Genomic DNA, 13,362 nt, shown 5'->3' with positions numbered 1-13,362 from the left:
TGGATCTGATAAATATCAAATCATTATCTTTGCAACTTACTTTTATTTTATATAGATAAATCAAATGAAAAATTATAAAGTCCTCTTTGTGTGTCTGGGTAATATATGTCGCTCTCCTGCCGGAGAAGGAATATTCAAGAAAATGGTGAAAGAAAGGGGTATGGAGAAATATATAACCGTTGACTCGGCAGGAACTTCGGGATACCACAACGGAGATCTTCCCGATTCGCGCATGAGGCAACACGGAGCACGGCGGGGATATAAATTCGATTCACTGTCCCGTAAATTTACCGCTAAAGATTTTGATAACTTCGACATAATTCTGGCAATGGACGACAGTAACTATCATAACATTATGCGGCTGGCTCCCGACCTGGAATCGGAGAAGAAAGTACACAGAATGATAGAATTTTCGCAACGCTATTCGCATGACCATGTTCCCGATCCTTATTACTCGGGAGCAGACGGGTTCGAATTGGTTCTTGATCTGCTGGAAGACGCCTGCGAAGGTTTGTTGGATAATTTATCTCAATAAAACCAGAATAAAAGGCCACAATAAGATATAAAAAAGTGGAAAATCAAAAATCACTTTCAATTTTCCACTTTCCACTTTCAATTACACAAGAATATCTATTGTATTTTGAAATACCCTAAGTCTTCGCGGTCAAACTCCATTACATAAGAATACATTTTATTCACTTCTGCCTGTCCGTAGCTTACATAAACCTCTGCCGAACGGCGGAAGCTTTCGTTCTTATTGGCGTCCTGCAACAGTAAATATCCCAGCACGCAATGTGCGGCAGTTTCCACAAGACGGCGTGCATGGAAATCAAGATACTCCTGATCTTTCAGTTCTGTTACCTTAGCTGTTATTTCCGCATGCTTAGCAGTCATATCCATCAGCTTTTGTTTCAGATCTTCCAGTTCCGGTTTGTACTCCAATACTTCATATTCCTTTATCTGAGACAGATAAGTCCCGGTAGTAACATGGCGAATGGCCGCTACTACCTGCAACTGTGTAGTGCCTTCGTAAATATTAGTGATACGGGCATCACGATACAGGCGTTCGCAGGTATAATCCTTCATAAAGCCCGAACCGCCGTGTATCTGTATGGCATCATACGCATTCTGGTTAGCATACTCGGTAGTCATACCTTTACCCATAGGGGTGAATGCATCGGCCAGACGGCTGTATTTCTTCATTTCCTGACGTTCTTCGGGTTCCAGCTTACGTTCACGGCTGATATCTTCCAATGCTTTGTAGACATCCACAAAACGGGACGTTTCATACAACATGGCACGTGAAGCATCAGCTTTCGCACGCATCAGAGCCAACATTTCGTATACAGCTGGGAATTCGATAATTGCCTTTCCGAATTGCTTACGCTCCTGGGCATAAGCATATCCTTCGCGGTAAGCAGCCTCGCTGATCCCCGTAGCCTGTGCCATAATACCCAGACGGGCACCGTTCATCAAAGCCATCACATACTTAATAAGACCAAGTCTTCTTTCTCCGACTATTTCTGCTTTAGCATTTTTGTAAACCAATTCGCAAGTCGGCGAGCCTTTAATACCCATCTTATTTTCGATACGGCGAACATTGACACCTCCACTACGTTTGTCATAAATAAACATAGATAGTCCGCGACCGTCACGAGTACCATCTTCCGAACGGGCAAGTACTAAGTGTATATCTGAGTCTCCGTTTGTAATAAATCGTTTTACTCCGTTCAGGTACCAGCAATTGTCTTCTTCGCTGTATGTCGCTTTCAACATTACCGACTGAAGGTCTGATCCTGCATCCGGTTCCGTCAGGTCCATCGACATGGTTTCGCCGGCGGCTACACGTGGGATAAAACGAGAATGCTGGTCTTCATTACCGAATTCATACAATGTTTCGGCACAATCCTGTAATGCCCATATATTTCCGAATCCTGCGTCGGCATCCGATACTATTTCGGCAGCCATCACATAAGGTGTGATCGGAAAATTCAATCCGTTGTAGCGACGGGGCATGGTAATACCCATCAGCCCGGCTTTGCGTACGGCATCCAGATTTTCCTGTGTACCCGGTGCATAAGTCACACGTCCGTTATTTACAGTCGGCCCGTCATGGTCTACACCTTCGGCATTAGGCGCAATGGTGTTGGCGCAAATTTCACCTACTATTTCCAATACTTTTTCGTAACTATCCATTGCGTCCTCGAAATCGATAGGCGCATAGTCAAATTTATCTTTGTCGGCATAGTTACGTTCTTTCAGCTCCACAATGCGTTTCATCAGAGGATGATACAGGTGGTGTTTGTAGCTGGGATTATCTGTATAAAAGTTGTCCATCTTTTTTATAATTTAGGGACCCCTAGCCCCCGAGGGGGGAAAAGCCTCCCCTACGGGGAGGTTGGAGGGGCCTTATTTAGTGTTTTTTTTGTAGTACTTAATCATTTTCGGAATCACGTCTTCCACTGTTCCGGTTATCACATAATCGGCAATAGTGTTGATTGGCGCATTCGGATCATTATTAACAGAAATAATGATAGAACTTTCCTGCATCCCTGCTATATGCTGTATTTGTCCCGATATACCGCAAGCGATATATAGTTTAGGACGAACGGTAACACCTGTTTGCCCGATTTGCCTGTCGTGATCGGTAAACCCTGCATCCACGGCAGCACGCGAACCTCCTACCTCACCACCGATAACAGCAGCTAAATCATGTAAAAGTTTGAAGTTCTCTTTCGATCCGACACCGTAACCACCCGCCACAATAATTGGAGAGCCTTTGATATTGGTTTTACTCTTCTCCATCTGACGGTCGATAATGCTTACTACAAAATCAGTATCATTCACATATTTACTTACATCGTAGGTCTTTACTTCTCCTTTATGCAGAGGGTTGAATACTTCCTTTTTCATAACTCCTTCGCGCACGGTCGCCATTTGCGGACGGCATTTAGGGTTTATGATGGTAGCAACGATATTACCACCAAATGCAGGACGTATCTGATACAACAGATCTTTATAAACCTTGCCTTCTTTCTTTTCTTCGTGATCACCTATTTCAAGTGATGTACAGTCGGCGGTAAGTCCGCTTCCCAATGCAGAAGATACGCGAGGCCCCAGGTCACGGCCGATACTGGTTGCACCCATCAGCGCGATCTGCGGTTTAGTTTCCTCAAAAAGTTTCACCAATACAGATGTATGTGGCAGCGAAGTATACGGATACAGACGTTTATCATCAAAGAGGTGAAGTACATCCGTTCCATACGGGAATACTTGTTCGGCTATACCATCGAGTTTATAACCGACAGCTACCGCTTCCATTTTGCATTTAAGGGTCGTGGCCAAAGCTTTCCCTTTAGTAAGCAATTCGAGACTGACATCGGATACAATGCCGTCCTCTATTTCGCAATATACATATAAGTTGTTCATTCCTTGTTATTATTAAAAGCCCCCTAACCCCCGGAGGGGGAATAGCCTCCCCTACAGGGAGGTTGGAGGGGCCGGACTTTTACCCTATGGTATGATTTAAAATTAATTCTCTCATCAGTTCGTCGATGTTTTCGTCTGTGGGTTCCATCGCACGGCTTTCCTTCGACTGGAAAACAACATTTTCGATTGATTTCACTTTTGTAGGCGAGCCTGATAATCCGCATTGAACCACATCTGCATCCACATCCGCCACGCTCCACTCTTTCAGATCAAGATATGGACGACTACTGAACAAGTCTGTATAATCTATAGTTGCAGTCTGTTTTTCGGTAACAGTCTTCGCATGCTTATATTTTTGTACGGCCTTTGCATTCCGTGGACGACAATCGGGTGCAGAACTATTCACTGTAATCACGATAGGCATTTTCCCTTTCACAGTTTCTATTCCTCTTTCAAGACGGCGTTTCACTTTCACCTGTCCGCTTTTCACTTCAAGAATTTCCTCTGCATAAGTGATCTGGCTCAGTCCCAGCTTTTCTGCTACCTGCGGGCCTACCTGTGCAGTATCGCCATCGATTGCCTGACGTCCGCAGATAATCAGGTCGTACTCTCCTATCTTGCGGATGGCCATCGAAATAGCATAGGAAGTAGCAAGTGTGTCGGCTCCTGCAAAGGCACGGTCTGTTAGCAGGTAGCCACCATCGGCACCACGATACAACCCTTCGCGGATAATTTCGGCAGCACGTCCCGGCCCCATGGTTAATAACGTAACTGTAGTACCCGGATGGGCATCTTTCAGGCGAAGCGCCTGCTCGAGAGCATTCAGGTCTTCCGGATTGAAGATCGCAGGCAACGCCCCGCGATTCACTGTTCCATCAGCTTTCATAGCATCCTTACCCACATTACGTGTATCCGGAACCTGTTTAGCTAATACAATAATTTTTAAACTCATAATTGATTTCTGATATGTTAGATTAAAAGATTTTGTGTGTTGATATTAGTTTTTTTTATCAGCTTATAAATATAGTCAATCATTTTTATCCGGAAATAAAATGTTAACTAAAAATATGAAGCTACTATAAGTCTTTTTGTATAATTTAATGTTATGATAATATTTGCGTACTTCACCATCTTCTCTATAGCTGCTGCTTTATTTGTATCTGCATGCTATTTTTACAGAAAATCAAAAAATACATTGAACTGGGACTCTGTCGAAGGCACTGTTTGTGAAAGTAAAATAGACAAATATATAACTACTGATCCAGAGGTGTCTTACAAAGCTGTTATAAGATATTCATATACAGTAGACGGGAAAGAATATACTTCCACAAGAATCTTTTTCGGAGATATTCTAAGGGAGGGATTTTCTTTTAAAAGCAAGAGATTAATAAAAAAATACTTCCGGGGAATGACTGTCGATGTGCATTATAATCCGTCAAATCCTGAAGAATCGGTACTTCAAAAAGGCGTTCATTCAGAAATTATACTGATGTTTGTCGCATCTTTCTTATTAATTATTTTTGCTTGTATTTTCCATTATTTAGATAAAACAAATTAAACATTTAATAATTCCATATTTATATCTGAAATAATCCCCGAAGCGTCACAATGGTGACGCTTTTTTTATATACTGATCTCTAATTTTGTACATAAATCAAAAAAGTATGAAGAGAACAGTAATCAAAATAGATGAAGAATTATGTAACGGCTGTGGAGCTTGTGTTACAGGTTGCCACGAAGGAGCATTACAACTGGTAGACGGCAAAGCTGTAATGATCAGCGACCTCTATTGTGACGGATTAGGCGCCTGTATTGGAGAATGTCCTGTCGGTGCTATCTTTTTCGAGGAACGCGAAGCCGAACCATATAGCGAGGAGGCGGTGATAGAAAGAATGATCCCTAAAGGAGAAAATGTTATTCTGGCTCACCTCAATCATCTGAAAGAACATGGTGAAATAACTCTATTGCAGCAAGGACTCGAGTGTTTGAAAAAACATAACGTCAGTATCAATTTCCCTCTTCCAAGGCAAAATAATAGAAAAGAAGAAATAAAACCTCTGGCCTGTGGTTGTCCGGGGTCTATGATGCAGGAAATAAAAAGACCTGTGGCCTCAGGTTTTACTATGGCTTCCACAGCCACAGCCCAGCCATCCGAATTAAGGCAGTTTCCTGTTCAACTCCATTTACTAAACCCCAATGCCGGATTTTTGCAAGGAGCCGACCTGCTTCTGGCAGCCGATTGCACTGCATTTGCGTACGGCGGTTTTCACAGTCGTTTCCTGAAAGACAGAGCATTGGCAATTGCCTGCCCGAAACTCGACAGTAATACACAAGTATATGTTGATAAATTAGTACAGATGATTGATGAAGCTGGAATCGATACGCTTACCGTATTAATCATGGAAGTCCCTTGTTGCAGCGGCCTCATAAGAATAGCACAAATGGCACGGGAACAAGCAGAACGGAACGTTCCGATGAAAGTGGTGGTCATTTCAGTACAGGGAGAGATAAAAAAAGAAGAATGGATTTAAAATAGGAGTTAAAGGAGTAATTTCCCCAATATACTCAGCTACTTGACTACTTTAACTCCTCTAACTACTAAAAAAATATATATTATGAACATGTTTTGTTTTCAATGCCAGGAAACAGCCAAAGGAACAGGCTGTACATTAATGGGAGTCTGCGGAAAAACTCCTGAAGTATCTGATATTCAGGATTTGCTATTGTTTGTGACCAGAGGGATCGCAGTGTATAATAATGAATTGAGAAAAGAGGGAAAAGCATCTGCCATAGCCGATAAATTTATTGTTGATGCTATGTTTATCAGCATTACCAATGCTAATTTCGATTTCGAAGCGATAAAGAATAAGGTAAAAGAAGGTTTAACACTAAAGGCCGGGCTTGCTACGAAACTTGGAAATACTTCAGAAAATCTTCCTGATGAATGCACATGGAATGGAGCCGAATCCGAGTTTATGACAAAGGCAAAGGAAGTCGGTGTCTTACGTACAAAAGATGAAGATATCCGTTCACTAAAAGAACTTATCCACTACGGATTGAAAGGGATGGCTGCTTATGCCGAGCATGCGTATAACCTGGATAAGACAGATGATGGAATCTTCACCTTCATGCAGAAAGCACTGGCAGATATTACACGCGAAGATATTTCTGTCGGTGAATTGGTTGCTTTAGCCCTCGAAACCGGTAAATACGGAGTGCAGGTAATGGCCCTGCTCGACGCAGCCAATACCGGGCGATTCGGTAATCCGGAGATCACACAGGTAAATATCGGCGTAGGTAAAAACCCGGGAATACTTATCAGCGGACACGATCTGCGTGATATTGAAGAATTGCTGCAACAAACCGAAGGTACAGGCGTCGACGTATATACACATAGCGAGATGCTTCCCGCACACTACTATCCTCATCTAAAGAAATACAAACATCTCGTGGGTAATTTCGGTGGAGCATGGTGGCAACAGAAAGAAGACTTTGAAGCATTCAACGGGCCAATCCTCTTCACTACCAATTGTATCGTCCCTCCATCTAAAAATGCTACATATAGGGAACGTATCTTTACCACAGGAGCATCAGGTCTCGATGGGGCAAAACACATCCCCGAACGCAAAGCAGGACAACAAAAAGATTTCTCCGAAATCATTGAAATGGCCAAACAATGCCAGGCACCACGTGAGATAGAAACCGGAACAATAACCGGAGGATTTGCCCATGCACAGGTTATGGCTCTGGCCGATAAAGTCGTAGATGCCGTGAAATCGGGGGCTATAAAGAAGTTCTTTGTGATGGCAGGTTGCGACGGACGGATGAAAAGCCGTAATTATTACACTGATTTTGCCAACGCATTGCCGAACGATACTGTGATTCTTACAGCCGGATGTGCAAAATACCGTTACAATAAATTACCACTTGGAGATATAGGCGGAATTCCACGGGTATTGGATGCAGGGCAATGTAACGACAGTTATTCATTAGCCATAATCGCATTAAAACTAAAAGAAGTATTCGGATTGGATGATATCAATCAGCTACCTATTGCATTTAATATCGCATGGTATGAACAAAAAGCAGTAATTGTATTGCTTGCATTGCTTCATCTGGGCGTAAAAAACATCCATCTCGGGCCTACACTTCCGGGATTCCTTTCCCCAAATGTAACTAAAGTGTTGGTAGAGAACTTTGGCATAGGAGGCATATCAACAGTAGAAGAAGATATAGAAATGTTCATGGCAGTATAAATAAACGGTATTGTTATGCTGGCGGAGAAATGGGTATATGTAATATACTGTTTCTCCGCTGTTTTTTTCAGTAAAGCCACACCAAAGAATAAGAATTGAAAAGATACTTTCTTTCATCAATAAAGAATTATCTTTGCAGAAAACCATTTTATTGTTATCAGTATGATACTTATTCACAAGGCAACGATCATTAATGAGGGCGCTTCTTTTACCGGTTCGGTTCTGATAGATAACAACCTCATTTCAGAAGTCTTTCGCGCAGACGAAATAATCCCGGAAACAATATTGAACAGCTCGACCATAATAGATGCCAGAGACCTGTGGCTGCTCCCCGGAGTAATAGACGACCAGGTTCATTTTCGTGAACCGGGGCTCACTCATAAAGGAGATATCGCCAGTGAAAGCCGTGCTGCCATTGCGGGTGGAGTAACATCTTTTATGGAGATGCCTAACACAAAGCCGCCGACAATAACATTAGATCTGCTCGAACAAAAATTCGAAATAGCCTCCAACACCTCTTTTGCTAATTATTCGTTCTACCTGGGAGCGACAAACGAAAATCTGGATGAACTGAAAAAAGTCAACCATAAGGAAGTAGCTGGTGTAAAGGTTTTTATGGGTTCATCTACAGGCAATATGTTGGTTGACGATAAAATGGTATTACAGGCCATCTTTGCCGAAGTAGATACACTCATTGCCACCCATTGCGAAAAAGAAGAAATAATTAGGGCAAATGCCGCTAGATACCGGGCCGAATTCGGGGATGATGTACCTATCCAATATCATCCATTGATCCGTAGTGCCGAAGCTTGTTACCGTTCATCTGCCGAAGCTGTGGAACTGGCGGATAAATATCAGTCGCGTTTGCATATTTTGCACCTTTCCACCGAAAAAGAAATCAGTCTGTTCGATATAAAACCGCTTACTGAAAAGAAGATAACAGGAGAAGTATGCGTACACCACCTGTGGTTCTCCGACGAAGACTACGCCCGATACGGGACACGTATCAAGTGGAATCCGGCGGTGAAAACGCGGCAAGACAGGGGAGCGCTCATGCAGGGATTATTGAAGAATAAACTTGACGTTATCGCGACCGATCACGCTCCGCACTTACTCGAAGAAAAACAAGGCGGGGCACTCAAGGCCGCTTCGGGTGGTCCGCTTGTCCAGCATTCATTGCAGATGATGCTCGAACTGGCAAAAAAGGGGAAGATCACTAAAGAGCAGGTCGTTAATAAAATGTGCCATGCTCCGGCTACACTTTTCCAAATAGAAAAACGGGGATATATACGCAAGGGCTATTATGCCGACCTTGTATTGGTCAACCCGAACAAACCATATACGATTACAAAAGATAATATCCTTTACAAATGCGGATGGTCACCCCTTGAAGGTGAAATCATGTCGACCTCGATAGAAAAAACGATCCTCAATGGAAAAATAGCTTTTGAGAACGGACAGGTAAATAATATTCGGGGCGAAATGTTGCGTTTTGACCGATAGAAGTACGTTATCAAGTTAAGCGGATTGTGATGGAAAAGTTTGCACTTTGTTTACTCTTGTTTTTCATAGGAGTTTGTCAATCTGTATGGGCACAATCTCCGATAGAAACAAAACCTATTGATCAAATTCATGACACAATAAATAAACCCAATACGAATATGCGTACATTGGAAGAATTGATAAACAAAGAAGATCCGGGATGGCCTGTCGTTCAGGAATGGATCGAAAAAGCAAAAAATAAAATAGAGGTTCTGCCATGTGAAAAATCAAAAGCAGAGGAAACACTTCTGCATACACAAGTGACCACACGATCATTGATGGGCGCCGTTATTTACGAGACAGGTGGTTTACTTGTCGATAATGGATGGATCAGGATTCTTGGTTCGGGTAGTGAAAAGATGAAGCGGTCACTCGATGAATGGAATAGAGGGAAAACCTTTTCCGAGTATGGAGAACCTGCACCTTATCTCCTTGTAGCCGATGATGCAATCGGGGGATTTTATGCGATCAATGGGGGATTTTTCGGAAAAGATGCGGGGAATATATATTATTTTGCTCCCGATATGGTGCAATGGATTCCAATGGAAATGGGTTATAGCCAGTTCCTTCTCTTTTGCTTCGAAACAGATATGGATGAATTTTATCCGAATCTGCGATGGAAAGGATGGCAAGATGAGGTGAAGGTGTTGAATCCCGATTATGCTTATAGCTTTGTACCGTTCCTCTGGTCTCGGGAAGGGAAAGATATAGAAGAAGTATCGAGAAGAGCCATTCCAATCGGGGAACTTTACGATTTCAATATGGATTTGCAAAATACGTTGAACAACAGGCAATCGGAATGAAATTACTGAAAGAACGTATTCTTCGCGATGGAAAAAGTTTTGAGGGTGGTATTCTCAAAGTTGATAGCTTTATCAATCATCAGATGGACCCCATTCTGATGAAATCAATAGGCGTGGAGTTTGTACGCCGTTTTGGAAATTTACCGATAAATAAAGTCGTAACCATCGAAGCCAGCGGAATAGCTCCGGCGATTATGCTGGGTTACTTACTCGAACTACCTGTGGTTTTTGTAAAAAAGGCTGTGCCTAAAACAATGCAGAATATGCTGTCTACCTCTGTACATTCTTTTACTAAGGATAAGGACTATACAGTCTCTGTAAGCGGAGACTTCCTTACAAAGGATGACAAGGTCGTATTCATCGATGATTTCCTCGCAAACGGCAATGCAGCTCTGGGAGTCTATGACCTGATTAAAAAATCAGGTGCAGAACTTTATGGAATGGGTTTTATTATCGAGAAAAGTTTTCAGGACGGAGGAAAAAAACTCCGTGATCTGGGTATATATGTAGAATCGTTAGCCAAAATAAAAGAGTTGGACAGCAACCGGATTATATTTGAAGATTGAAAGCAGATCGTTATTTGAGCATTTATGGAAAAAACAATATTCTTCGCGCCTGATATTTTAAGCAATCCCGAACTACCATTCGAGGAAGGGCAACATTGTATAAAAGTATTACGCAAAAAAGAGGGAGACGAGATATTCCTGACCGACGGAAAGGGCTGTTTCTATGACGCCCGTATTATCCAAGCTCATCCGAAACACTGTATCGTAGACATTGTAAATACAGTAAAGACACCTAAAAACTGGAACTTTAATTTACAAATAGCTTTTGCTCCTACCAAGAATATAGACCGCATTGAATGGTTCGCCGAAAAAGCCACCGAAATAGGCATAGATCGGTTCTACCCTATCCTTTGCGATCATTCCGAACGAAAAGAGATAAAAGCGCAGCGCATAGAAAAAATATTGATTTCAGCGATGAAACAGTCCCAAAAAGCGACATTACCACAGCTCGACGAGATGCAACAATTCCGTAAATTTATCGACCAGGATTTCGAAGGGCAAAAGTTTATCGCCCACTGTTACGAACAGGAAAAGAGAGAGTTAAAAGAAATATATAAGAAAGGGAATAATGCTCTTATATTAATAGGCCCCGAAGGCGATTTTTCTGAGAAAGAAGTGGAAATGGCAATAGCCAAAGGTTTTATTCCTGTTTCATTGGGAGAGAGCCGTCTGCGAACCGAAACTGCGGCGCTGGTCGCCTGCCATACAATACATGTATTGAACTGACAGAAGAATCAGAACTTATATTCTTCCAGTTTCTTGATTATTTTTATCGCTTCCACCGCTTCTTTTACATCGTGAACCCGCAATATATCGGCGCCATTTTCGATGGCAAAAGCATTTAGTACCGATGTGCCATTTAGACTCTCTTCGGAAGTAATATCCAGTAAACGGGATATCATTCTTTTGCGTGAGACACCGACTAAGAGAGGTAATTCAAACATAGAGAATCCACGTAAAGCGGCCATCAATTCATAGTTTTGATCGAGTGTTTTACTAAAACCAAATCCGGGATCAATAATTATATCGTCCACACCCAGTTCATGTAGTTCTGCTATTTTCTTTGAAAAGTAGAAAAAAACATCTTTTATCAGATTATCATAATCGGTTAGGGAGGACATTGTTTGAGGAGTACCCCGCATATGCATCAGTATATAAGGAACATTTAGTTCTGCAACCGTAGAGAACATAGTTTCATCCATTTCACCGCCGGAAACATCATTGACAATGGCAACACCATGCTCTTCGACACAGAAGCGAGCCACATCACCATAAAATGTATCAACAGAGAGTATGATACCGGGAAATTCACGATTAATAACCGGCAATGCAAGTTTTAACCGATCTATTTCTTCCTTTGCCGACAGCAACGTTGAGCGTGGATTAGTTGACTGTGCACCGACATCCACAATCCTGCCTCCTTCGTCCACTATCCGTCTTACACGGGTTATAATCTGCTCTTCCGATTCATTCCGGCTTCCAGAAAAAAAGGAATCGGGCGTAACATTGAGTATTCCCATCACTAACGGATAGGAAAGATCGAGCAATTCGCCTTTTATGTTAATTGTTTTGTTCATTCCATAGGCTAGGTTATAGTTCTATAATGTCTTCCTCTAATATGGTCAGTTTCTCTATTCCCCCTTCTGTCACCAGATAAGTATTCTCAATACCGACGGCCCCAACCCCTGGAATTACAAATTTAGGTTCGAGGGCAAAGACAATACCCGGTTCAAGGATTTCTTTCGATCGGGGAGTTAATACAGGCGGCTCGTTAATCTCCAGCCCTACACCGTGGCCGACGAATTTTGCCTGTTGCTTCGTACCCATGAAATATGACTCCAAGTTATGCTTTTTCACCATTTCCATCGAGATATTATATAGGTCTGCACAACTGACACCAGGTTTAACAATGTCCATTATATGATTGTGAATATCTATAGAGACCTGATGTGCATCATAAGCTATGTCTAATGTCTTTCCCAAAGAAAACACCCGTGTCATATCGGTCATCCATGGCGAATAATTTCCTGCCATATCCACCATAATGGTTTGCCCTTCTTTTATTTTTTGCCCCGATGCACCGATAGGAATGACAGGCGTTGCCCCGGCTCCTCCCAAAGCAAAATCAAATGGGGACGGCGCTTCTGCATTCTCTCCTGCAAGGAGGCTTCCCATATAAATATCCATGTTATCTCCATAGCTACGGAACAGTCCTAGCGAACCATGTTGCCGCATTACATGCTCTATTTCAACCTGAAACTCAATATCGGTCATTCCTCTTCTGAAAAGAGAATGGATTAATTTATAAACAGCCTCGTGCCGACGGGCACATAATCTTATTTGTTCAGTTTCGAATGATGTTTTTACACTCCTTATCTTTCTCATCAAAACGGAAGCATTGGAAGCTTCTATCAGGCCGAAAGTATTCAGTAATCGCGCGCATTCACCGAAAGAGATAACATCCGTCTCCAATAACAAAGCTTTAGGCAAAGCGATATTTAATTTCTGCAATTCTTCAGGCATCTGTTCCGGCTTGCGGATATATACCGTATTATCAAAAGCTATCCCTTCTGGCCGCTTAACAAAATGGATCGGATTACCTTCTGCCGGAAGGTAGTAATAGCCGTTATAAACTTTTCCTGTCATGTAAAAAACATTTACAGCAGTAGTAAGTACACATGCGTCCATATCCATTTCCTGCATGGTCTTTTGCAAGCGTGAACAGCGGATTTCCAAATCGTTTGATAAAGCTTCCTGATAATTCAT

At 42.2% G+C, this 13,362-nt stretch carries 13 protein-coding genes; 8 read left to right on the top strand and 5 right to left on the bottom strand.

Going from position 1 to position 13,362, the window contains the following annotated elements:
* Positions 1-64 precede the first annotated feature (64 nt).
* Positions 65-535: a low molecular weight protein-tyrosine-phosphatase gene (locus GGR21_RS10805; RefSeq protein ID WP_183307238.1), complete on the top strand. Its 471-nt coding sequence runs from the start codon at positions 65-67 to the stop codon at positions 533-535.
* Between the two features lie 95 nt (positions 536-630).
* On the opposite strand, the gene GGR21_RS10800 is transcribed toward GGR21_RS10805, so the two are convergent.
* From GGR21_RS10800 to GGR21_RS10790, 3 genes are all read right to left on the bottom strand, one after another.
* Positions 631-2,337, bottom strand: coding sequence for an acyl-CoA dehydrogenase family protein (locus GGR21_RS10800; RefSeq protein ID WP_183307237.1), 1,707 nt, complete (start codon positions 2,335-2,337; stop codon positions 631-633).
* A 72-nt stretch (positions 2,338-2,409) separates the two neighbouring features.
* On the bottom strand, positions 2,410-3,429 hold the full coding sequence (locus GGR21_RS10795) for an electron transfer flavoprotein subunit alpha/FixB family protein (protein ID WP_183307236.1): 1,020 nt from the start codon (positions 3,427-3,429) through the stop codon (positions 2,410-2,412).
* Positions 3,430-3,508: 79 nt separating this feature from the next.
* The gene (locus tag GGR21_RS10790; RefSeq protein WP_183307235.1) at positions 3,509-4,381 is read right to left on the bottom strand and encodes an electron transfer flavoprotein subunit beta/FixA family protein; all 873 of its coding nucleotides are present in this window, start codon (positions 4,379-4,381) and stop codon (positions 3,509-3,511) included.
* A gap of 153 nt (positions 4,382-4,534) precedes the next feature.
* Here GGR21_RS10790 and GGR21_RS10785 point away from each other — a divergent pair, with 153 nt between their 5' ends.
* The 7 genes from GGR21_RS10785 (at position 4,535) to GGR21_RS10755 (ending at position 11,322) form a co-directional block, all read left to right on the top strand.
* A complete protein-coding gene (locus tag GGR21_RS10785) occupies positions 4,535-4,987 on the top strand; it encodes a DUF3592 domain-containing protein (RefSeq protein WP_183307234.1) in 453 nt (150 codons plus the stop codon).
* Between the two features lie 106 nt (positions 4,988-5,093).
* The gene (locus GGR21_RS10780) at positions 5,094-5,960 is read left to right on the top strand and encodes an ATP-binding protein (RefSeq protein WP_183307233.1); all 867 of its coding nucleotides are present in this window, start codon (positions 5,094-5,096) and stop codon (positions 5,958-5,960) included.
* An 84-nt stretch (positions 5,961-6,044) separates the two neighbouring features.
* The gene (gene hcp, locus GGR21_RS10775) at positions 6,045-7,685 is read left to right on the top strand and encodes a hydroxylamine reductase (protein ID WP_183307232.1); all 1,641 of its coding nucleotides are present in this window, start codon (positions 6,045-6,047) and stop codon (positions 7,683-7,685) included.
* Positions 7,686-7,841: 156 nt separating this feature from the next.
* Complete coding sequence (locus GGR21_RS10770) at positions 7,842-9,188, top strand: dihydroorotase (RefSeq protein WP_317169883.1); 1,347 nt, start codon at positions 7,842-7,844, stop codon at positions 9,186-9,188.
* Between the two features lie 29 nt (positions 9,189-9,217).
* Positions 9,218-10,030, top strand: a complete 813-nt coding sequence (locus tag GGR21_RS10765; RefSeq protein ID WP_246348053.1) for a DUF2625 domain-containing protein — start codon at positions 9,218-9,220, stop codon at positions 10,028-10,030.
* Positions 10,027-10,596: a xanthine phosphoribosyltransferase gene (gene xpt, locus GGR21_RS10760; RefSeq protein WP_183307230.1), complete on the top strand. Its 570-nt coding sequence runs from the start codon at positions 10,027-10,029 to the stop codon at positions 10,594-10,596. Before GGR21_RS10765 ends, xpt begins: the two co-directional genes overlap by 4 nt.
* A 24-nt stretch (positions 10,597-10,620) precedes the next feature.
* Positions 10,621-11,322, top strand: a complete 702-nt coding sequence (locus GGR21_RS10755; protein WP_183307229.1) for a 16S rRNA (uracil(1498)-N(3))-methyltransferase — start codon at positions 10,621-10,623, stop codon at positions 11,320-11,322.
* 8 nt (positions 11,323-11,330) lie between these two features.
* On the opposite strand, the gene folP is transcribed toward GGR21_RS10755, so the two are convergent.
* Both folP and GGR21_RS10745 read right to left on the bottom strand, forming a co-directional pair.
* A complete protein-coding gene (folP, locus tag GGR21_RS10750; protein WP_183307228.1) occupies positions 11,331-12,173 on the bottom strand; it encodes a dihydropteroate synthase in 843 nt (280 codons plus the stop codon).
* Between the two features lie 13 nt (positions 12,174-12,186).
* Positions 12,187-13,362 (bottom strand): M24 family metallopeptidase, encoded by a 1,176-nt coding sequence (locus GGR21_RS10745; protein ID WP_183307227.1) that lies wholly within the window; start codon positions 13,360-13,362, stop codon positions 12,187-12,189.

The sequence above is a fragment of the Dysgonomonas hofstadii genome, assembly GCF_014196915.1.
Lineage (GTDB): Bacteria > Bacteroidota > Bacteroidia > Bacteroidales > Dysgonomonadaceae > Dysgonomonas > Dysgonomonas hofstadii.
Note: the sequence above shows the minus strand (reverse complement) of the source record. Positions and strands in the feature narration are given on the sequence as shown.

Excerpts from the sequence above, each read along its gene's own strand:
- GGR21_RS10805 (WP_183307238.1), top strand. The coding sequence starts at position 65 with ATGAAAAATTATAAAGTCCTCTTTGTGTGTCTGGGTAATATATGTCGC.
- GGR21_RS10800 (WP_183307237.1), bottom strand. The coding sequence starts at position 2,337 with ATGGACAACTTTTATACAGATAATCCCAGCTACAAACACCACCTGTAT.
- GGR21_RS10795 (WP_183307236.1), bottom strand. The coding sequence starts at position 3,429 with ATGAACAACTTATATGTATATTGCGAAATAGAGGACGGCATTGTATCC.
- GGR21_RS10790 (WP_183307235.1), bottom strand. The coding sequence starts at position 4,381 with ATGAGTTTAAAAATTATTGTATTAGCTAAACAGGTTCCGGATACACGT.
- GGR21_RS10785 (WP_183307234.1), top strand. The coding sequence starts at position 4,535 with ATGATAATATTTGCGTACTTCACCATCTTCTCTATAGCTGCTGCTTTA.
- GGR21_RS10780 (WP_183307233.1), top strand. The coding sequence starts at position 5,094 with ATGAAGAGAACAGTAATCAAAATAGATGAAGAATTATGTAACGGCTGT.
- hcp (WP_183307232.1), top strand. The coding sequence starts at position 6,045 with ATGAACATGTTTTGTTTTCAATGCCAGGAAACAGCCAAAGGAACAGGC.
- GGR21_RS10765 (WP_246348053.1), top strand. The coding sequence starts at position 9,218 with ATGGAAAAGTTTGCACTTTGTTTACTCTTGTTTTTCATAGGAGTTTGT.
- xpt (WP_183307230.1), top strand. The coding sequence starts at position 10,027 with ATGAAATTACTGAAAGAACGTATTCTTCGCGATGGAAAAAGTTTTGAG.
- GGR21_RS10755 (WP_183307229.1), top strand. The coding sequence starts at position 10,621 with ATGGAAAAAACAATATTCTTCGCGCCTGATATTTTAAGCAATCCCGAA.
- folP (WP_183307228.1), bottom strand. The coding sequence starts at position 12,173 with ATGAACAAAACAATTAACATAAAAGGCGAATTGCTCGATCTTTCCTAT.
- GGR21_RS10745 (WP_183307227.1), bottom strand. The coding sequence starts at position 13,362 with ATGAATTATCAGGAAGCTTTATCAAACGATTTGGAAATCCGCTGTTCA.